The organism is Flavobacterium sp. LM4 (assembly GCF_002017935.1).
Classification (GTDB): Bacteria; Bacteroidota; Bacteroidia; order Flavobacteriales; family Flavobacteriaceae; genus Flavobacterium; species Flavobacterium chungangense.
Genome location: NZ_MUFW01000008.1, coordinates 16,943 through 37,631 on the forward strand (window position 1 = coordinate 16,943; position 20,689 = coordinate 37,631).

Genomic DNA, 20,689 nt, shown 5'->3' on the forward strand with positions numbered 1-20,689 from the left:
AACTTGAAAATCAAAACATTTATTATCCTACAACATCTAACTTAGCAAATCTCAGCAAAAGTTTTTTAATTCCACCTACTTCAAATTTAATTTCGGCCTTTTTATCAGCTCCAACTCCTTCTAAATTGATAACTTCTCCTTTGCCGAAACGTTCATGCATTACAATATTGCCTACGGTTAGTTTATTATCAAATAAATTAGCAGCAGCATTTGGATTTGTTCCTGCAACAGGCTTTAGTTTTCGAATATTTAAATCGGGAGTGGATTCATTAGACGTAATAGGTTTTGGAGGTGTTCCTCCTATTGGTTTTGCTAATCTGAGTTTCGATTTATCGACATCACCAAATATGTCACTATCAATCGTGGGTTTATAACGATAATTGCTTTCTGAAGGCGTTAAATATTCTAAATACTGACCGTCTATCTCTTCAATAAAACGTGATGGTTCACTATCTGTCAGTTTCCCCCAACGATAACGTGATTGCGCATAGGTTAAATATGCCTGATGTTCAGCACGGGTTAAAGCTACATAAAATAAACGACGTTCTTCTTCCAATTCACTTCGTGTACTCATACTCATTGCACTCGGAAACAAATCTTCTTCCATTCCTACCACAAAAACATGTGGAAATTCTAAACCTTTTGCTAAGTGAATAGTCATTAAGGCTACACGGTCTTCATCAGATGTGTCTTTATCTAAGTCTGTAGCCAATGCTACATCTTCCATAAATTCAGACAAAGCTCCTCTTGCTCCGTCTATTTCTTTTTGTCCTTCTGTAAAATCTTTAATACCGTTTAAAAGTTCTTCAATATTCTGGATTTTAGCCATCCCCTCCGGAGTAGCATCTTTTTTAAGTTCTTGTACCAAACCCGTTTTCTTAGCAACATGGTCAGTAATATAGAAAGCGTCCTGATTCTCATTAATAATCTGAAAACTCTGAATCATAGTAACAAAATCCTTCAGTTTGTTCTTTGTTCCGGCATTCAGTTTCAAATCGATTTTATCAATATTCACCATTACTTCCCAAATTGAGCGTTTGTAATGATTGGCTGCAATAGTCAATTTTTCAACAGTTGTATCTCCAATTCCCCGTGCCGGATAATTAATCACACGAATCAGTGCTTCTTCATCTTTTGGATTAATTACCAAACGTAAATAACACAAAACATCTTTAATTTCCTTACGCTGATAAAATGAAAGTCCTCCATAAATTCGATACGGAATATCTCTTTTTCTCAATGCATCCTCCATAGCACGAGATTGGGCATTTGTACGGTATAAAATAGCAAAAGCACCATTGTGCAGTTGATTTTGCATTTTTTGTTCGAAAATAGTGCTGGCTACAAAACGGCCTTCTTCGGCATCAGTCAGACTTCGATGCACTTTAATTTTGTGCCCATAATCATTAGCTGTCCAAACTACCTTATCCAGTTTGGTTTTATTATGTTCCATTACCGTATTTGCCGCTTCAACAATATTTCGGGTAGAACGATAATTTTGTTCTAAACGAAACATCTTCACCCCTTCATAATCTTTTTGGAAATTCAGAATGTTGTTGATGTTGGCTCCTCGAAAGGCATAAATACTCTGGGCATCATCACCAACTACACAAATATTCTGAAATCTGTCTGACAAAGCTCTTACAATCAGATACTGCGAATGATTCGTATCCTGGTACTCATCAACCAGGATATAACGAAAACGATTCTGATATTTAGCTAAAACCTCCGGAAAACGAGTTAATAATTCATTGGTTTTCAACAACAAATCATCAAAATCCATTGCTCCTGCTTTGAAACAGCGTTCAACATATTGCTGATAAATTTCGCCTAAACGTGGCTTTTTTGCCATTGCATCGGCTTCCATCAATTCAGGATTATTAAAATAGGCTTTTACAGTAATCAAACTGTTTTTATAGGTCGATATCCTTCCCAAAACTTGTTTGGGTTTATAAATATCACGATCAAGCTGCATTTCTTTTATAATGGAAGAAATCAGTCGTTGTGAATCCTGAGAATCATAAATAGTGAAATTGGAAGGATACCCTAAATGCTCAGATTCTGAACGGAGAATACGTGCAAATACAGAGTGAAAAGTCCCCATCCATAAGTTCTTTGCTTCACTTGCCCCAACAATTGCTGAAATCCTGTGTTTCATTTCACGGGCAGCTTTATTGGTAAATGTGAGTGAAAGTATATTGAATGCATCAATTCCCTGATACATTAAATAGGCAATCCTGATTGTCAAAACACGGGTTTTTCCTGAACCTGCACCAGCAATAATAATCATTGGCCCGTCTTTTTGTAAAACGGGTTCTCTTTGTGCTTCGTTGAGCTGGTCAATATAATTTTGCATGAAATTTTTCTCCTTTTATGCAAAAATAAGAATTTAAGCGTTAGAAATTGTATATATACAAAACCAATTATTATGTAAGTCGAATCAAATTAATGCTATTTTTTTAACCCTGTAAAAATTAAAAAAAGATTGAATATCCATTTATTAATCAAAAAAAATAGCCACTTCTTAATTATATGAAGTGGCTATTGATCAAGGTTATGTGTTTATTATTTCACAATCACTTTAATTGATTTTTGAATATCAGCTGCCTCTACAGTTAATATGTATAAACCGGCAGCAATTGAATGTTGATTAACCGCAATTACATTTTGTCCGTTTGCTAATATTTGTTTTTTTGAAACAAGTATTTGCCCGTTCACACCAGACAATGTAATATTTGCTTCTTTGCTTTCTGTTGCAGTAACTATTAAGTTGATAATATTTTCTGCAGGATTTGGTGAAACAACTGCTTCAGAAACAGACACAGTTTCTGCAATAGCATTATTAGATGATGCCATTTTAGCTGAACTGCTGCAACTAGCTGCTGTTGGAGAATTTCCTGTTATTTCTAACCAGTCAATGTTAGCAAATTCTGAACTTACGGTTGTTTCTAATCTTATTCTGTTTATTCCGCTTACCAGTGTAACTGTTGCATCTGCAGTAGTAGACCAGGTACTCCAATTTGTAGTTTTAGGAAATCCTAAACTGGCGATAGCAGTAGCACCGTTTAAAACTACTTTGGCTACCGAGGCCGAAGAACTACTACCATTAGCGTATCTAAATTTAATTGTATAAGTTCCTGCTGAAGGTACATTGATGGAATAATCTATTCCTTTTGCAGCTGAATTAGACAGATTAATATAAAAACCTCCATCAGCCCCTGTATAACTGCTTTGACGAGATCCATCAGCCCCGCAATACCCATTTGTTGTGGTGGTATTATCATCAATTCTTAAGGTAGTATTACCTGTAGTTACCGGACTAAAAGTTGCAGTGATTGTTGTATTTGCATTCATCGTTACTGTGGTTGAAGCTGTTGTTGCTCCATTACTCCAGCTTGCAAACGTATAACCGGAAGCAGGTGTTGCATTAAGGGTTACTACAGTTCCGCTTGTATAACTGGCCGCATTTGGACTACGACTGATACTGCCACCAGCAGCTGGGCTGGCTGTAGTAGTTAAAGTATAAGAAGTTGTTGTTGCTGTAAAATTTGCTGTAATTGTGGTGTTGGCATTCATCGTTACCGTGGTTGAAGCTGTTGTTGCTCCATTACTCCAACTTGCAAACGTGTAACCGGAAGCAGGTGTTGCAGTAAGGGTTACTACAGTTCCGCTTGTATAACTGGCTGCATTTGGACTACGACTGATACTGCCGCCAGCAGCTGGGGTAGCTGTTGTAGTTAAAGTATAAGAAGTTGTTGTTGCTGTAAAATTTGCTGTAATTGTGTTATTGGCATTCATCGTTACTGTTATTGTAGCAGTTGTTGCTCCGTTACTCCAGCTCGTAAATGTGTATCCGGATGCAGGGGTTGCTGTAAGTGTTACAGCAGTTCCGGCGGCATAAGAGGTAGCATTAGGACTGCGCGCAATACTTCCTCCTGCTGTTGGATTTGCAGTAGTTGTAAGCGTATAGTTCGTAACAGGGGTTCCTCCTGATTCTCTTGCTCCAAGATCCGGAGCTGTGCCGTTAAAAGCAATTCCGGTAGCAGAAACACCCGCATTTATTAAATCGCTGGAGGCACTTAATGTTAAAAAATTACCTAAATTAGGGCTTCCGTCTGCATTTTTAGTAACTGTTGGGGCAGTTAAAGTAACAAAATCTGCGCTGCTTACAACCAGTGAGCCTCCATTTGTACTAACGTTGTTTATCCACCACACATTAGAATTGCTTACATCGGTTCCTGTTTTTTTATCACTGCTGCCTGAGTTAAACGACAAATTATTTCTGAACTGGTGGGTTCCGCCTGTTCGGAAATTGAAATTGCTCTCTGCATTATTATAAGAGGTATTATTAGACATTTCTATAGATCCCAGATTGTTATTATCTGTAAAACCATGTTGGCCATTACCATAAGCAATACAACGTCGCACAATATGATTTACAGCAATACCTTCTCCTCCTAATTTGAAACCATTTTTATCTCCACTTCCGGAAGTTCCGCTTGTTGTCAGTGTACCATTATTATATGCTACACAATTTTCAAATAAAATAATCCCGATTGGTCCTGTATCTGTTTTAGTATACAAGTCCCAGCCATCATCAATATTATTATGAGAAATACATCCTCTAAATATATTGCCCTGTCCACAGGTAAGTTTTGCTGCAAAACCATCTGCATTTTCTGAACCTGAGTCTTTATTGTCGAAAGACTCACAATTGAGAATCAAATTATTGGAAGGCCATTGACTAATTGAAGTATAACTTGTGGTATATCTGCTTAACTGAAGACCGGTATCTCTGTTTTTTTCAAAAATACAATTATCTATAGTATTATTATTACCTGAAAGCAGCATACCATTATCACCTGCATTTCTAATAGTAATTCCTTTAAAATACCAATAAAGTCCATCTAAAACAATCCCTCTGTTTGAAGAACTCTCAGTTTGTGCTGAAAAATCAAGAATTGGAACTTCACTATTATAAGCTTCAATACGTTTAAGATTAGCTAATGTGCCACTATTTGCTCTTTCAATCAAAATTGTGGAAGCTATTGAATATGTACCGCCCCGCATATAAATGGTTTGCCCGGGGCTTACTGTTACTATGGCATTTGCCAGCGTAGTAGGACTTGACAAAGTACCCGGATTGCCAGCGGTACCTGTTGGTGAAACATAAATTTGTGAAAACATGCAAAGTGGAAAAAGCCACAATACACCGAATAAACTGGTTAATTTTTTTTTCATTTTAATAAAGGTTTTATGATAGTTAGTAATTATTATTCATTCAAAAAATTATACTCGATTTCTGAAACTCATTTATTAAAATCGAAAACATTTGACTTTTACAAATGTAATCGATTACACGAATTTATATTTTTTTTCAGACAATACCTAATAAAATGTTAAAATATATTTAAATATGTAAAAATTAACATCTAAAAAAAGACTATCTGTAATTATGAAATTCGTAAAACAGTAAGAAAAAACCAGAAATATCTGCAAACTGTAATCGATGACATAAACTCAAAATAAGGAGAGAAAAATAAAGAAAGGAATTTTCTTTATTACTTTTTATAAAAAACATCATAAGCAAACCGGACAAGTGTACCGATTACCACAATCAGGAAGAAAATTCTAATAAAACCATTACCTTTATTGATCGCCAGTTTTGCGCCAAGCCATCCGCCAAGCCCATTACTTATCGCCATAGGTATTGCAATGGTCCAGATAATTTTTCCTTTTATTGCAAATAAACAAATAGATCCGAAATTGGTTGCAAGGTTTACCATTTTCGCATTCGCAGACGCGTGCAAAAAATCAAAACCCATTAAAGCAATAAAAGCAACAACAAAAAAGCTTCCTGTTCCCGGACCAATAAATCCGTCATAAAAGCCAACAATTATACTAATAAAAACAGCATATAAAATTTGTGTCTTATAGGAATGATCTTTGGCAACATGCTGTCCGAAATTTTTCTTAGCATAGGTGTAAACAAATAACAATGACAAAACCACCAGTAAAAGCGGTTTCATAAAATCGTTGCTTACCAAAGTTAATATTGTTGAACCCGAAAATGCTGAGGGTATTGCCAAACCCATCATGATTAAAAGTAATTTCCACTGAATTACAACTTTTTTAAGATATTGGAAAGCTGCAAAAGCAGTGCCGCTGAACGCTGGAATTTTCAAGGTCCCTACGACTGTCGAAACTGGAAGATTCGGTAATAAAATTAATCCCATGGGAGTTTGAATTAATCCGCCGCCGCCCACAATTGCATCAATAAATCCTGCTGCAAATGCAGCTAAACAAAGTAAAATTATTATATATGAATCCATTAAAAATTTGTATTCCAAAAAGTTATGAAAATTGGCACAAAAGTAAGGCTTCCATTTAGTTTATTAAATAATTTTAAAGTGAATTTCTCTGCAAAAAGTATATTTTTGCTAAAAATATTTGAAAATGGATTTTACAAGAATTATAGAATTAGCGAGTTATACTTTGCCTGCGATTGTTACGGGATTTGTGGCCTACAGTTTTTTCGAACTTCACATTAAAAACAATGACAAAAAACGTGCTTTTTTATTAAACAAAGAATATCAAAAACAATCTTTGCCAATACGTTTGCAGGCATACGAGCGTATGACCTTATTTTTAGAACGTATCAACCTGACCAAATTATTGATTCGGATTGCACCGATTTCTAATCAAAAACACGATTATGAAAACTTTGTAATTGACCAGATCGAACAGGAGTTTGAGCACAATCTGACTCAGCAGATTTACATGTCTGATGAATGCTGGACTATCATCACAACAGCTAAGAACTCAACTATACAAATGATCCGTAAAGCTGCCATGAGCGATCGTGTTGACAGTGCTGATAAATTACGTGAAGTAATCTTGAACGATTTATTAGAGAAACAATCTCCTAGTAATGCTGCTTTGGGATATATTAAGAATGAGGTTGCCGAGTTATGGTAGTGGAGAAATAAGGTTTTAATATCAAGTATTAAGACACATAGCTATTTATTACAGCTTAATACTTGATACTAAAATCTTAGTTTTTTACCTATTATCACTCATAATCTCAGATTTATTCTGAGCATATTCATATCCTTGCTCCCACCAGGTTTTCATCACTTCTTTATTAAAAATCAAAGCATTATTAGTCAACTTAGTTGGGGTGTAATATAAATTAAGTTTTACATTTTTATTGTTTGCTATTAGTTTTCCTATAGCAATGTCGTGTTTTTCAACCTGATCCAAGGCAATACGAAATAAATCAATCATCAAAGAAAAAGGGTTTTTTCCTATAACTGTTTTCTCCATATTGACTTCTGTTTCCAGAATAATTACATCAATTTCTGTCGCTCCACGGTTGATTGCTTCACGAATGGGTACCAGACTTGAAAATCCACCATCGCCATATTCGCAATTGTTTTTTTCGACCAGACTCATAAATGGCACGTAATTACTCGATATCCAGGACCAGTCACAAAACTCTTCGTAAGTGCATTCTTTTATTGATTTATATTCAGCTTCGTTTTTTGTAAAATTGGTTACAGTAATAACAACATCTTTTTTTAGTTTTTTCAACTTATTGAAATCAGACAATGAAAAGTTATTTCTAATGTATTTCTTTAATCCTTTGCTTTCTCCAAACGTTCTTTTTCCCTTAAAAAACTGCCGAATTACATTGAAGTGATTAATCGTTACAATATCTACCCCATCCTTAACTTTGACAACAAAAGGACAAATATTAAATATTTTAGACATGTTGACATTGGTGTAAATCGAATGGATTTGTTCAATATTTCCGAGTGCCAAATGCGGAATCAATAAACTTCCTGTTGAAGTCCCGAGGAATAAATCGTACTTATGTCTTTTTACTTCTAATAAATATTGTGCAACACCGCCGGCAAATGCGCCTTTACTGCCGCCACCGGAAATAACCAATGCTCTCATAAATTAACTGTAGGTTTTGTTTTTGGTTTTTAGATGAAAGAAAAAAGAATTAAAACAAAGGTTTTATAAATTCTTAATTGTATGTTACCCCAATTCCTAGTTCTTGCATCTGCTTCTATTCTTTCAATAAACGATTCAACTGAAATTGTTCATCGGGGGTCAAATTAGGCAAAATTCTTTCAAATGAAGCACGCATTTCAGAATTTTTTAACAAGAATCGAATCGTTTCTCTTCCAAATTTAGAAAATTGCCACATATGATGGGTTGTAGCGTTGACTAAATTACTCAAAACCTGATCATTAATTATTTTAAAAGCAATTAACTTTTCCAGAGCATTTTGTCTGGTGGTTGCTTCGTATTTTGTAGAAGAAAAAGCAATTAATTCTGAAACCAAAACTTCGGGATTATTACTGTAATTTGTTGTGGACAATGCTAATGAAAGCCATAAAGTACGCAGGTTGTAATCATTGAATCCAATCCAGGTATTAGTTTTGTCAAGATATTCTGTTCTGCGTTCCGGAAAATTCTTCCACAAAAAATAAAGAGCTATTTCCTGTGTCTGATAGGATTTGTCTTCGAGTAAACTTTCGTATTCTGTTCTAAAATCTTCAGGAATTGTCGATAAATTTTCAGCCACAGCCTGACGAACTTTAGTATTATTGGTCTTTAAAGCAGCTATTAAGAGTGTTTTTTTAGCTTCGTGTTTTTCAGATTCAATTTGATCAATAACAGATACTTTTACAGCGTGATACGCATCTGAATTTAAAATTTTTAAAAAGTAATCCTGCTTTTCTGCCAAAGGTGTTTTTTTAAGTTTATCAATTTCCAGACGATCCTGAATTGCTTTATTTTTACTCAAAAGAGCATTGGCCGTTGGTGTATCAAAAGCAGTTGTTTCAAGCCAGGTTTTCTGAAATTTTTCCAAATCAAAATCGGATGTTTTTTTAATCTCATCAAAGAAATTCCGGGTATTGACTGTTTCATAGGCATACTTTTTTAAATAACTTTTTACAGCCTTTTTAAATGCTTTGTCGCCAATTGATTCATGCAAAACAAATAATACCCAGGCCCCTTTTTCATAAAAAGTCAACGAACTGGCTTTGGCATTCAAAACCGGAATTGTATCGGTTCTGGAAGCAAATTTAAGTTGTTGTGCCGTATCGTATAATTTCGAATAGAAATAGTCTTCGCCATAAATTTCTTTTTCGGCCAATAAAGCATAATAAGTTGCAAAACCTTCCTGAAGCCAGTGGTGTGTACTGCTTTCGGCGGTAATCAGATCTCCAAACCAATGATGCGCTAACTCGTGTGCATCAACATTAGTATAATTTCGGTCTTCAAAACCAATCGAATCCACTACATGTCGGGTTGCAAAAAGTGTTGTCGTAGTATTTTCCATTCCGGCATATAAAAAATCCCGAACCGGAATTTGCCTGTTGATTTCCCAGGGATACTTCACTCCTATTTCTTTTTCCAAAAAATCAAAAATACGCTTAGAATATCGGTAGGTAGGTTCAAAACAGTTTTTATCTTTAGGCTCTAGATAATATTCAAGCGGAATTTTAGACTTTGATCTGAATTCTTTTTTATCAAACTTTCCAATGGCTAACATCAACAAATAGGAGCTCATTGGTTTTTTCATTTGGTATTGCCAGTGAAATTGATTGCTGTTCTCTGTTTTTTCTTTTAAAATTCCGTTCGAAAGAACCTGATAATCTTTATTGTACAAAATTCCTAAATTGAAAATCAGTTTTTCATTTACATCATCAAAACTCGGAAACCAATTACTTGTGTATCTTCCCTGCCCCTGTGTCCAGATTTGTACCTCAACGTTTTCAATGTTTACAAAATACAAAGCCTGTTTTGGTTTTACTGAATATTCAAAAGTTAATTGATTCTCACCTTTCTGAAAATGATCTATGATTTGCAATTGCTTCCCCGTATTAATAAAAACAGCTTGTTTTTGGTTGATTTCTACTTTTGAAAATTCCATATTTCTGGCATCAATCTTAATGGTATCAACTGGTTTCAAAACTTCAAATTCATAGTCAACCAAACCTGAAACCGATTTTTCATTGGCATTTATTTTTAATTGTGCGGAAACGGATTTAAAATCGACAAATTGGGTTTGTTGTGCAAAACCGAAGACGGTGAAAAATAATAGAATGTATTTCATTGAATTAAATTGAAGGCAAAATCCAAAGTTACAAAGGTTTCATCAACAAATCGAATGAAATTTGTATGTTTACATTAGAAAATTATACAATCGTGTCAACATCTAAAAAAGCTTTATTTAACTGGAGCAGCGGAAAAGATTCTGCTCTGGCTTTATACAAAATCCTTCAAAATTCTGATTTTAAAATAGAATGTTTATTAACAAGTGTCAACCAGCAATATCAGCGAATTTCGATGCACGGTGTACGTGTAGCATTGCTCGAAGCTCAGGCAAAAAGTATTGGTTTACCTTTAAAAATAATGCAGATTCCAGAGATGCCAACCATGGAAGTTTATGAAAATGTCATGACTGAAACATTATCTGAACTGCAAAAACAAGGCATCACACATTCGGTTTTTGGAGATATTTTTCTGGAAGATTTACGAAAATACCGTGAAGATAAATTAGCCGAAATTGGCTTTGAAGCCGAATTTCCTTTATGGAAAATTTCAACACAAGAGTTAATTCAGGAGTTTATCAGCTTAGGGTTTAAAACTATTGTTGTGTGTGTAAACGAACGTTACCTCGATAAAAGTTTTGTTGGCCGGATTATAGATCAGGATTTTATAAATGATTTACCGGAAAATGTAGATGTTTGTGGTGAAAACGGAGAATTTCATACTTTTACTTTTGATGGTCCTGTTTTTTCAGAACCAATTAGTTTTGAAATTGGTGAAACCGTTTATCGTAAATATGAAAAGCCTAAAAATCAGGATTCTTCGAATACGGCCTGCGACACAAACGCAACCGATGCATTTGATTATGGATTCTGGTACACCGATTTAATTGCGAAATAATTTATTAAAATGACTGTACAAAATCAATCTTTTGAATTAAAAAAAGTCCTGAGATTCTTAAACGAAATCGGGATAGACGTGTTTGAGAAAGTACTCGAAACTTTTTTTTTGCCCGGATTGAGTTTAGGGCCAAACTGTCTTTATATTGATTTCGAAAAATTATTATATCCTGGAGACATCCTTCACGAGGCTGGGCATCTGGCTGTTACAACCTCTGCCGAAAGAAAAATTGCAGGAACGGATAAAATGGCTTCAGACTGGCCTTCACAAGGCGAAGAAATAGGGGCTATTTTATGGTCTTTTGCTGCAGCACAACATTTAGAGTTGCCTATTGAATTTGTGTTTCATCCCAACGGATACAAAAATGAATCAAAATGGCTGATTTCAAATTTTACCAATGAAAATTATATTGGATTACCCTTTCTGGAATGGGCAGGACTTGCTTTAGGAAAAGAACGTGCAGCTAAAGAAGATAAAGAACCTTTTCCAAAAATGCTGAAATGGCTAAGAGATTAAATTATGGATAAACTTGTACGCTCAATAAAGTTCCCGATGTTTTTTGATCCAGAAAAACTTAAAAATGATGTTTATAAAATCATCGATAAAAACTGGATAAATCATTATAATACAAATGATTATTCCGGAAAATGGACTTCGATTGCCTTAATGTCGCAAAACGGAAAATCGAATTCTATTTTTGCACTGCCAAATGGTGAGGATAAACTCGTTGCTACCGAAATTCTGGATTCCTGTACTTATTTTGAAGAAATATTAAATAGCTTTTTATTCGAAAAAACGGCTGTTCGCTTGCTGAAATTAGATGTTGGTGCAACAGTCAAACCTCATCGTGACAATTGTCTTGGATATGAGGACGGCTGTTTCAGATTGCACATTCCTATCATTACAAATAGTGACGTTGAATTTGTTTTGGATGGTAATCGACTGATTATGAATGAAGGCGAATGCTGGTATATTGATGCAAACTTTATTCATTCGGTAGCTAACCGAGGGTCTGAAGATCGTATTCATTTAGTTATTGACGGACTTCGCAATGAATGGACTGATCGTTTATTTTTTAAGGAAGCCGATCAAAATGATTTTGTACGGCCTGCTACAAAAATTTCCGAAAAGGAAAAACAACTTATGATTGCAGAACTGAAACGAATGAACCCGCCAAATTTAGATGCTATTTTGAACGATTTGGAGTAAATTAAATCACTTTTCTAAAACATAATTTTCTAAAACCAAAATATCCAAAGCTGTCATTTCAAATAAATCAATTGCTTCTTGTGGGGTTTCAACAATCGGCATCCCTTTTTTGTTCAGGCTTGTATTCAGTAAGACTGCGATTCCGCTTTGTGTATAAAATGCCGTAAGCAATTTTACAAACTTCGGATTCCAGCTTTCTTCAACAGTCTGTACGCGTGCTGAACCATCCCGATGCGTTACGTTTTTGAGCTTTTCTAAATATTCCGGTTTTGTTTTATCTACTAAAATCATATAAGGACTATTTCTTCCCTGCACAAAATATTTGTCTGCTTTTTCTTTTAAAACTGCCGGTGCAAACGGACGAAAATCTTCCCTGAATTTAATATCCAGATTGATATGATCTTTGATTCCCTCAATTCCGGGATGCGCCAAGATACTTCTTCGTCCCAAAGAACGAGGTCCAAATTCTGCTCCCGACTGAAACCACGCTATTGTTTTTCCCTGATTTAATTTTTCGGCACAAAACTTTACGAGCTCATTTTCGTCTAAAAACTTTACAGGATTGTATTTTTTATTTTCAACTTTATGGATCTCTTTTTCGATTTCATTACTTGCGTATGCTTTACCAAAACAGGTACTGCCATCGTGAGGTACTTTTTGCATATTTAAATATTCTAACCAACCGTAAAATGCACAGCCCAGTGCCAAACCATTATCTGCGGCAGCTGGTTCAAAATATATATTTTCAACTATTTTACTATCCTGCAGTTTGGCATTTGCAACGGCATTAAGCGCAACTCCGCCTGTATAACATAAATTTTTGTGAGGAAATTTTTCCAATCGGTTATGAATGCATTTTAAAACGGCTTTTTCTACCTGCTCCTGAGCCCATTTTGCTACATTGGCATAATAATCAAAATTACTTTTGAAATACTCATATCCTTTTGACGGATTCGCAAATTGATTTTTCCAGTCTTCATTTATAAACAGGTTGCCAGATCTGAATTCAAAAGCTTCAAAATTAAAGATTCCCGATTTCCCAAATGGTGCGAGTCCCATTAATTTACCCACATCATCCATATCACCAAAAACATAATGGCTAACCGACGCATAAAAACCTCCAATAGAATGCTGGGTGGTAGGCAGCGAAAATAAACTATCTGATTTATATGCCATTACGCTAAAATCCTTCATTAAAGGAGTTAGTTTTTGTCCGTCGAAATGGTAAAAACTGTCTTTTTCACAAACCATCTGAACTTCATTCAGAATTTCAGGGCTTATAAATTGTTTTTGTTCGGGATGTAATTTTAGGAATTGGTCAAGCGGACTTCCGCAGCCATCAATAACCATAACCGCACATTCAGAAAAAGAACAGGTCCCAACAGCACTGTAGGCATGAGCCAAATGATGTGAAATATCAACAATCTTCAGATCTTTTGCTTCTGCAAAAAGTCTTGTCCCTTTATATTGATTACGCTCCGGAATTTCGAAATTGGCACACTGCACCACAAGAGAAATATCTTTTAATTCAATTCCTTCTGCATCCAGGCAATACTGAATTGCTAAATTATCATTGCCTCCGTCATGTTTAATACGGCTCAAACGTTCTTTTTCAATACCGACACAAACACGTCCGTCCTTTAATAAAACTGCTGAACCGTTGTGGGAAAGTCCGGTACCGAGAACATAGATAGGTGAATTCATCAAATCAATACTTTATATAGTTATTTTCAAACTACTAAAATAATTAAACTTCGTTATCTATTGAAAGAATAAAGTCAAGTATTCCCTGAATATTTAAAACATAATCAGGTGTCGTGTTTTGAATGGCACTATTTGGCATAAAAGGCATCTCGGCAGATTCCGGATCCTGAACGATAATGGTTCCTCCTGCATTTTGAATCGCTTTTAATCCCTGAGTACCATCAGCATTAGAACCGGACAATAAGATTCCTGTTAATTGCTTTTTGTATACCTCAGCAGCCGATTCAAAAGAAACATCAATACTTGGCCTGCTGTAATTTATTTTTTCAGAAGTATCGAGCGATAAAACATTATTTTTCTCAAATAACAAATGATAGTTGGAAGGCGCAACATAAACACATCCGGGTAGAAAGGGTTCTTTGTCTTCTACGGCTTTAACATTACTGCTAACTTTTAATGTTATAAGCTCTTCCAGGGTCTGTTCATCTGTACTTCTTCTATGCAGTACGATTACCAGAGCATACGATTTTATTACAGGTAATTGAGGTAAAATTTGCATTAAAACACTTAAACTTCCTGCAGACCCCCCAATAATTACAACTTTAAAATCTGGATTTATTTGATTTTTCTCCATATTTTTTCATTGTCTAATTGTTTGTATTTACCCGGAGAGATTGAATACTTTATGGTTTCTTTTGTTCCCAAAGCTAAAAAACCTAAAACAGACAAACTTTCATCAAATAAACTGATGGCTCTTTTTTGTAAATCATTATCAAAATAGATTAAAACATTTCGACAAAAAATCAAATCAAATTCATTGAATGAAGTATCCGAAACCAAATTATGCTGAGAAAAAACCATTTTTTGAGCCAGTTCATCATTAAATTTTGCAATCCCATAATTTGCGATATAGTAACTCGAAAAGTCTTCTTTACCTCCAGAATACCTATAGTTTTCAGAATACTCTTTCATCATCCTTAACGGAAAAATTCCTTTTTTGGCTGTTTCCAAAACCTTTGCATTTATATCTGTAGCATAGATTAAGGATTTATTCAAAATTCCAGCTTCTTTTAATAAAATTGCCATTGAATAGACCTCTTCTCCGGATGAACAGCCGGCATGCCATATACGTATAAAAGGTTTTGTTCCTAATAATGGAAGGATTTGATTTCGAATTACAGTATAAAAAAAAGGATCCCGAAACATTTCAGTAACGTTTACCGTAATTTCATCAACCATGTGTTTAAAATAGTCCGAATCGTATCTCACCTTTGATAAAAATTCATCAAAATGAGTAAATCCATCCAATTGATATACTCTGTTTACACGTCTTTTTAAAGATGCTCTTGAATAACTACCAAAGTCAAAACCGTAGTATTCGTATATTTCATTAATAAGGGTTTCCAGTTCGATATCTTCTATCATAACAATTTCAAATTTTGCTTAACATTAAAAGCAATTTATCCACATCAACGGGTTTAGAAATATAATCATCAGCGCCAGCTTGCAAACACTTTTCTTTATCTCCTGTCATTGCCTGAGCTGTTACTGCTATAATAAAAGTTGATTCGTGTGAAGGGATTTTTTTTATCAAAGGAATTGCTTCATAACCATCCATTTCGGGCATCATCATATCTATTAGGACTGCATCAATATTCTCGTCAGAGTTCAGCATTTTTAAAGCTTCCTCAGCACTTAAACATGATAAACAATCGAATGATTTAGCGCGAAGTGTATTTTCGAGAGCAAAGATATTTCTCAAATCATCGTCTATAATTAAAAGTCGTTTTTTAGTCATTTTTCACCACTTTATAATTAAACTTTATCATACAGCCAAACACGCAGCAATGACAGCAACTGATCAATATCAACCGGTTTCGTGATATAATCTGATGCGCCTGCTTTGATACATTTTTCACGATCACCCGTCATTGCTTTTGCTGTAACCGCTATTAATGGAAGAGATAAATGCTTAGGATTACTTCTTATTTTTTCTGCCGTTTCATAGCCATCCATATTAGGCATCATCATGTCAAGCAAAACAATATCTGTATTTGGATTTTCTTCTAAAACTTTTATGGCTTCATTACCGTCAAAAGCGGTAATAACATTCATTTTAAAAACTTCCAAAGCTTTAGTCAGTGAATAAATATTTCGAACGTCATCATCAACCACTAAAACCGTTTTATCAAATAAAATATTATTGAGCAGATTAAGTTTTTTATAACTCTCTTTTTTACCGCTCTCATTTTTATTTTCTTCAACCAAATGTAAAAAAAGAGAAACTTCATCCAGCATCCTCTGATAAGAATGTGCTGTCTTTACGATAATAGAATCAGCATATTTCTTGATTTTTACTTCTTCTTTTAATGATAAACTTTTTCCTGTAAATACAATTACCGGAAGATTTTCTAAACCTGGACTCTTTTTTACACCATCCAAAATTTGATAGGCCTGTTTATCGGGAATTCCCATATCCAAAATCACACAATCGACATTATTTTTAGTCAAGGATTTTAACCCGTCAGAAACATCACTTTTAATTTCAGAATTGATATTATAGGTTTCTAAAAAATAAGACAGCGCTTTGGCATGCTTTAGATTGTCCTCTATAATTAAAACCTTTTGAGATTCTTTGCTAATGATGTGTTCAATTCTCATAAAAATATCAGGAATTTTTTCAAACGCAACAGGCTTATCCAGAAAATCAACGGCTCCTTTTAATAAGCTTTCCTGTTTTAATTTATGCGATGACATAATATGCACCGGTATATGTTTGGTTTGCAAATTGTTTTTCAATTCTTCCATAACTTCCCAACCACTTTTTACAGGCAATTCTATGTCTAGTAAAATACCAACAGGTTTATACATTAAGGCGAAATTCAAAGCATAATCGCCTCGCACTGAAACAATTCCTTTATAACCGCTTTTGCGTGTAAAGGTAAGCAGTGATTTTGCAAAATTCATATCATCTTCTACTATCAGAATAACTTTATCATTTTCAGATATCGAATCCCTGTCATCTTCAATTTCTTCAGGAATGGTAGTGCTTATGTATTTTTTTTTGCTTTCTGTTTCCTGATTATTTTCTTCCTGAATTTGAATTGGCGGTGTCTTTTCGACTATAACTTTTTTTATTGATGAACCATAAATTGGCAAACATAATGTAAAACTGCTTCCTTCATTTTCCTTGCTATGCAAAATAATTTCGCCTTTAAGCAATTTTGCTAATTCCCTACTAATTGACAACCCTAAACCAGTACCTCCGTATTTACGTTTTGTAGAACCATCTGCCTGTTGAAAAGCTTCAAAAATTAAAGGCTGCTTATCTAACGGGATTCCGATTCCGGTATCTTTTACAATGAAACAAATAATTTTATCATCATCATCATTTATTTTTATTTCTAAACTTACAGATCCTTTTTCGGTAAATTTAATAGCGTTCGAAAGCAGATTTTTAAGGATTTGTTCTAAGCGCATTCGATCCGTTTTAATAACAAGAGGTGCTTCTTTTGAGATTATTTCAAAACCGATATTTTTTTCTTTTGCGACCTGAGTAAATAAACTTGCTAAACTATCGGTTATCTCTTTTGTCGAGACCTCCAAAAACTCGAGTTCCATTTTTCCTGCTTCAATTTTAGATAAGTCCAGAATTTCATCAATTAGTCCCAACAAACTGTTACCGGAACTCATAATTACTCTTGCGAACTCAATTTCTTCTTTGTTCATGCTTTTATTGTTGTTTTCAGACAACAATCGGCTTAAAAGTAAAATAGAGTTTAATGGCGTTCGCAGCTCATGAGACATATTGGCTAAAAACTCAGATTTATAGCGGGTTGTAAGTTCCAAAGCTTCAGATTTTTTCTGAATTTCAGTGTTCTTTTCCTCTAATAAAACACTGCGTTCCGAAAGTTCTTCATTAGTCTGTTCCAGTTCTTCCTGCTGAACCCTCAATTCTTCTTCTGAGGCTTGTAATTTTTCGGTTTGAGCTTCTAATTCAGCATTTATTGATTCTAATTCCGTGTGTTGCAATTGCAGTTCCTCAGATTGTGCCTGAGTTTCTTCTAACAATTCAAAAACACGTCTACGATTTTGAGTTGATTTTAAAGCAATGGCAATATTGCTGGAAACAGTTTCTAAAAATTCTAAATCTATATCGCTGTAACCATAAACACTCGCTAACTCAAATGCGCCTTCAATTTTGGTATCAATCAAAGGAACTGCTACAATATGTTTGGGTTTTATTTCTCCCAAAGCGTATGTAATCTGAACATCATTTTCGGAAAACGATTTTAATTCCAGAACTTTTCCAGACACAACACATTGACCAATTAAACCTTGTCCTTTTTTAATATGCGTTCTATTTTTATTAGGCAGATAACTGTAACCTGACGTTGCATACAACTCATCCCCTTCCATTGCATATATTACCCCGGCACTGCTTTTGGTATATTGGCATAAAAATTCAATAATATCTTTTGACATGTTTTCGAGTTCTTTCTCACCCAGCATTACATTATTCAGTTTAGCTATCCCCGTTTGCATCCATTCTTTTTGAGATAGCAAACTGAATGAGTGTTTAAGTGAAGTACTCATTGCATTAAGTGATTCGCCAACACTGCCTAAAGCATCCGCTTTTTTATCGTCTACTTTAACATCATAATTTCCATTTGAAATATTTTGTGCAATAGTACTGATAGCCTCAATCCTCTGTGCTGTTTCACTATCTTTTCGTTGCAATTCACTTTGAAGAAAAGACCGTTGGTTATAATCTTTTAAGATCCGAATAAAAAAAGTAATCGCAATTATAAACGAGATTATAAAAGCTGCAATAATTAAAATAAAGCTGTAATTGCCATACTTCTCAGATTTTGCATTTCGTTCTTTCAATAAGGACTGTTCGCTATTTTCGATACGCTTAAAATAGCTTCTTATCTCATCCATCATCCTTTTTCCTTCGTTAAGGTCAAAAGTGACTGCATCTTTTTTCAAACGTTTTTTTACAACCTGATTATTGAGATATTTCAAAAAAATATCTCGTCGTTCTTTTAATTCTTTTAGGCTTTTCTGCTGCGAAGGATTATCAACTGTTAATTCTTCCAGTCTGTTAAAAAATTTATTTGATACTTCTTCAGCATTATTATAGTGATCCAGAAATTGCTCGTCACCTGATATTAAATATCCGCGCATACTGGTTTGAGCATCTGTAATTACAGAAGCTGCTTCGTTTAAATTGTAAATAACTTCCTGAGTATGATTGACCCAATAATTACTTTCTAATAAGTTTCTAATGCTTAAAAAAGAAGCTATAGAACTAATCATCAATATAATTAATGAGGCAAAAGAACTGATCAGTAAATTTCTCTTAAAGTTATTTTTTTTCATATATATTATTTTATTTCCTGATATTCTAAGGGTAAAACCATAATAAAACTTGCTCCCTGATCAATTTGACTTTTGGCAGTAATCAAACCGTTATGTTTTTCTATTATTTTTTTTGCAATTGCGAGTCCAATACCGGTTCCTTCGTAGCTTTGACGGTCATTGAGACTTTGAAAAATGATAAAAATCCTATCCAGATAAATTTCGTCGAAACCAATTCCGTTGTCTTTGACAATGATGCGGCAATATTTTCCATGAGCTGAAGGTTTTCCTCCGAAATCTTTAGTTGCGATTAATTCAGATGTAATTTCTACAAAAGGATTTTCTGTATTGTTTGAAAACTTAAGCGCGTTTCCTATCAAATTTTGAAAAACCTGTCGCAATTGACTCGGAATGCTGTCTATAGTTGGAAGCACATTTGTCTTTATTGTTGCATTCTTACGTTCAATGAGGTAATCAAAATCAGATAACACTTCTTGCAGAACTTCATTTAAATCGGTTTTTTCAGGCTGTACTTTTGATGATAATCTCGAATAAGCCAGCAAATCTGTAATTAGAGTCTGCATCCTTTCAGCCGATTTAATAGTACGGTTTACATAATCAACCGCTTTTTCATCTTTAGCCAGATAAAGGTCTTTGATGATTTTAATAAAAATCTGAATCTTTCTTATAGGTTCATTTAAATCATGTGAAACTACCCATGCAAACTGTTGCAGCTCATGATTTTTAAGCTCCAGCTCTTCATTTTTTAAGACTAATTCTTTTGTTCTTTCTGAGATTTTTATTTCAAGATTATCCTGCGCTTCTTTTCGAATCTTGATTTCTTTTGAAAGCAGGTCTTTTATTTCTTTTAACTGATTCTGCTGTTCGTAAATCTTCAGAAAAGTTTTTACCTTCAAAATCAGTAAGTCTGTATCAACCGGCTTTGTTATATATTCTACCGCTCCGGTTTCGTATCCTTTAAAAATGTATTTTTTTTCGATATTAAGTGCCGAAAGAAAAATAACAGGAATGTCTTTTGTTTTTTTATTGCCCGAGAGAATTTTTACCACTTCAAAACCATCCAGACCAGGCATCTGAACATCCATGATAATAAGACAGTAATTTGTTTGTAAAATTTTCTTTAATGCTTCTTCTCCTGATTCTGCGGTATCTACATCGATATCATGTAATTCTAATGTTTTTTTTAAGGCTATAATATTTGCCCTTATATCGTCTACAATTAATATCATCTATTTGTGAGCTAAAGCATTATGATTACAGTACATTTTAAAAATTTACTTTATAATTTAAATTTTTATAAACTCTCAAATATATTTAAAAAAAAATCAACCTTTTGTATTTAGAAATTATATTTCTTACATAATTCCCATGTCTTTGTTTATGCAATCAAAGACTTTTTGCGACAATCTTAAATTCT

At 34.2% G+C, this 20,689-nt stretch carries 15 protein-coding genes; 4 read left to right on the forward strand and 11 right to left on the reverse strand.

Annotation, left to right across the window (positions count from 1 at the left end; translation table 11 throughout):
- Positions 1–22 precede the first annotated feature (22 nt).
- The 3 genes from BXU10_RS24195 to BXU10_RS24205 all read right to left on the reverse strand — a co-directional run bounded on the left by BXU10_RS24195 (position 23) and on the right by BXU10_RS24205 (position 6,332).
- A complete protein-coding gene (locus BXU10_RS24195; RefSeq protein ID WP_078229990.1) occupies positions 23–2,356 on the reverse strand; it encodes an ATP-dependent helicase in 2,334 nt (777 codons plus the stop codon).
- Positions 2,357–2,565: 209 nt separating this feature from the next.
- Positions 2,566–5,241 carry a T9SS type A sorting domain-containing protein gene (locus BXU10_RS24200; protein ID WP_078229991.1) on the reverse strand — a complete coding sequence of 892 codons (2,676 nt, stop codon included), beginning with the start codon at positions 5,239–5,241 and terminating at the stop codon, positions 2,566–2,568.
- A 320-nt stretch (positions 5,242–5,561) separates the two neighbouring features.
- On the reverse strand, positions 5,562–6,332 hold the full coding sequence (locus BXU10_RS24205) for a TSUP family transporter (protein WP_078229992.1): 771 nt from the start codon (positions 6,330–6,332) through the stop codon (positions 5,562–5,564).
- A gap of 124 nt (positions 6,333–6,456) precedes the next feature.
- Here BXU10_RS24205 and BXU10_RS24210 point away from each other — a divergent pair, with 124 nt between their 5' ends.
- Positions 6,457–6,978, forward strand: a complete 522-nt coding sequence (locus BXU10_RS24210; RefSeq protein ID WP_078229993.1) for a hypothetical protein — start codon at positions 6,457–6,459, stop codon at positions 6,976–6,978.
- Positions 6,979–7,062: 84 nt separating this feature from the next.
- On the opposite strand, the gene BXU10_RS24215 is transcribed toward BXU10_RS24210, so the two are convergent.
- Both BXU10_RS24215 and BXU10_RS24220 read right to left on the reverse strand, forming a co-directional pair.
- A complete protein-coding gene (locus BXU10_RS24215) occupies positions 7,063–7,962 on the reverse strand; it encodes a patatin family protein (RefSeq protein ID WP_031454681.1) in 900 nt (299 codons plus the stop codon).
- A 115-nt stretch (positions 7,963–8,077) separates the two neighbouring features.
- Positions 8,078–10,138, reverse strand: a complete 2,061-nt coding sequence (locus BXU10_RS24220) for a M1 family metallopeptidase (RefSeq protein ID WP_078229995.1) — start codon at positions 10,136–10,138, stop codon at positions 8,078–8,080.
- A 65-nt stretch (positions 10,139–10,203) separates the two neighbouring features.
- Between BXU10_RS24220 and BXU10_RS24225 the strand changes: the two genes are divergently transcribed.
- Genes BXU10_RS24225 through BXU10_RS24235 form a run of 3 tightly spaced genes read left to right on the forward strand, consistent with a single transcriptional unit; the run spans position 10,204 to position 12,183 of the window.
- The gene (locus BXU10_RS24225; protein ID WP_078229997.1) at positions 10,204–10,974 is read left to right on the forward strand and encodes a diphthine--ammonia ligase; all 771 of its coding nucleotides are present in this window, start codon (positions 10,204–10,206) and stop codon (positions 10,972–10,974) included.
- Between the two features lie 9 nt (positions 10,975–10,983).
- A complete protein-coding gene (locus BXU10_RS24230; protein ID WP_078229999.1) occupies positions 10,984–11,490 on the forward strand; it encodes an MBL fold metallo-hydrolase in 507 nt (168 codons plus the stop codon).
- Positions 11,491–11,493: 3 nt separating this feature from the next.
- Positions 11,494–12,183 carry an aspartyl/asparaginyl beta-hydroxylase domain-containing protein gene (locus BXU10_RS24235; protein WP_078230001.1) on the forward strand — a complete coding sequence of 230 codons (690 nt, stop codon included), beginning with the start codon at positions 11,494–11,496 and terminating at the stop codon, positions 12,181–12,183.
- Positions 12,184–12,189: 6 nt separating this feature from the next.
- Here the strand turns inward: BXU10_RS24235 and BXU10_RS24240 are convergent, their stop codons facing one another.
- Genes BXU10_RS24240 through BXU10_RS24265 form a run of 6 tightly spaced genes read right to left on the reverse strand, consistent with a single transcriptional unit; the run spans position 12,190 to position 20,501 of the window.
- Positions 12,190–13,887, reverse strand: coding sequence for a carbamoyltransferase C-terminal domain-containing protein (locus tag BXU10_RS24240; protein WP_078230002.1), 1,698 nt, complete (start codon positions 13,885–13,887; stop codon positions 12,190–12,192).
- A gap of 43 nt (positions 13,888–13,930) precedes the next feature.
- Entirely contained in the window at positions 13,931–14,521 is a 591-nt protein-coding gene (locus BXU10_RS24245; RefSeq protein ID WP_078230004.1) for a chemotaxis protein CheB, read from the reverse strand.
- The gene (locus BXU10_RS24250; RefSeq protein WP_078230006.1) at positions 14,503–15,312 is read right to left on the reverse strand and encodes a protein-glutamate O-methyltransferase CheR; all 810 of its coding nucleotides are present in this window, start codon (positions 15,310–15,312) and stop codon (positions 14,503–14,505) included. The genes BXU10_RS24245 and BXU10_RS24250 overlap by 19 nt, the downstream gene beginning before the upstream one ends.
- A 7-nt stretch (positions 15,313–15,319) precedes the next feature.
- Positions 15,320–15,685: a response regulator gene (locus BXU10_RS24255; protein ID WP_078230007.1), complete on the reverse strand. Its 366-nt coding sequence runs from the start codon at positions 15,683–15,685 to the stop codon at positions 15,320–15,322.
- A 17-nt stretch (positions 15,686–15,702) separates the two neighbouring features.
- Positions 15,703–19,272 (reverse strand): response regulator, encoded by a 3,570-nt coding sequence (locus BXU10_RS24260; RefSeq protein ID WP_078230009.1) that lies wholly within the window; start codon positions 19,270–19,272, stop codon positions 15,703–15,705.
- Positions 19,273–19,277: 5 nt separating this feature from the next.
- Positions 19,278–20,501, reverse strand: coding sequence for a response regulator (locus BXU10_RS24265; RefSeq protein WP_078230010.1), 1,224 nt, complete (start codon positions 20,499–20,501; stop codon positions 19,278–19,280).
- Positions 20,502–20,689 lie beyond the last annotated feature (188 nt).

Excerpts from the sequence above, each read along its gene's own strand:
- BXU10_RS24235 (WP_078230001.1), top strand. The coding sequence starts at position 11,494 with ATGGATAAACTTGTACGCTCAATAAAGTTCCCGATGTTTTTTGATCCA.
- BXU10_RS24210 (WP_078229993.1), top strand. The coding sequence starts at position 6,457 with ATGGATTTTACAAGAATTATAGAATTAGCGAGTTATACTTTGCCTGCG.
- BXU10_RS24250 (WP_078230006.1), bottom strand. The coding sequence starts at position 15,312 with ATGATAGAAGATATCGAACTGGAAACCCTTATTAATGAAATATACGAA.
- BXU10_RS24245 (WP_078230004.1), bottom strand. The coding sequence starts at position 14,521 with ATGGAGAAAAATCAAATAAATCCAGATTTTAAAGTTGTAATTATTGGG.
- BXU10_RS24230 (WP_078229999.1), top strand. The coding sequence starts at position 10,984 with ATGACTGTACAAAATCAATCTTTTGAATTAAAAAAAGTCCTGAGATTC.
- BXU10_RS24255 (WP_078230007.1), bottom strand. The coding sequence starts at position 15,685 with ATGACTAAAAAACGACTTTTAATTATAGACGATGATTTGAGAAATATC.
- BXU10_RS24220 (WP_078229995.1), bottom strand. The coding sequence starts at position 10,138 with ATGAAATACATTCTATTATTTTTCACCGTCTTCGGTTTTGCACAACAA.
- BXU10_RS24205 (WP_078229992.1), bottom strand. The coding sequence starts at position 6,332 with ATGGATTCATATATAATAATTTTACTTTGTTTAGCTGCATTTGCAGCA.
- BXU10_RS24195 (WP_078229990.1), bottom strand. The coding sequence starts at position 2,356 with ATGCAAAATTATATTGACCAGCTCAACGAAGCACAAAGAGAACCCGTT.
- BXU10_RS24240 (WP_078230002.1), bottom strand. The coding sequence starts at position 13,887 with ATGAATTCACCTATCTATGTTCTCGGTACCGGACTTTCCCACAACGGT.
- BXU10_RS24260 (WP_078230009.1), bottom strand. The coding sequence starts at position 19,272 with ATGAAAAAAAATAACTTTAAGAGAAATTTACTGATCAGTTCTTTTGCC.
- BXU10_RS24265 (WP_078230010.1), bottom strand. The coding sequence starts at position 20,501 with ATGATATTAATTGTAGACGATATAAGGGCAAATATTATAGCCTTAAAA.
- BXU10_RS24215 (WP_031454681.1), bottom strand. The coding sequence starts at position 7,962 with ATGAGAGCATTGGTTATTTCCGGTGGCGGCAGTAAAGGCGCATTTGCC.
- BXU10_RS24200 (WP_078229991.1), bottom strand. The coding sequence starts at position 5,241 with ATGAAAAAAAAATTAACCAGTTTATTCGGTGTATTGTGGCTTTTTCCA.
- BXU10_RS24225 (WP_078229997.1), top strand. The coding sequence starts at position 10,204 with ATGTTTACATTAGAAAATTATACAATCGTGTCAACATCTAAAAAAGCT.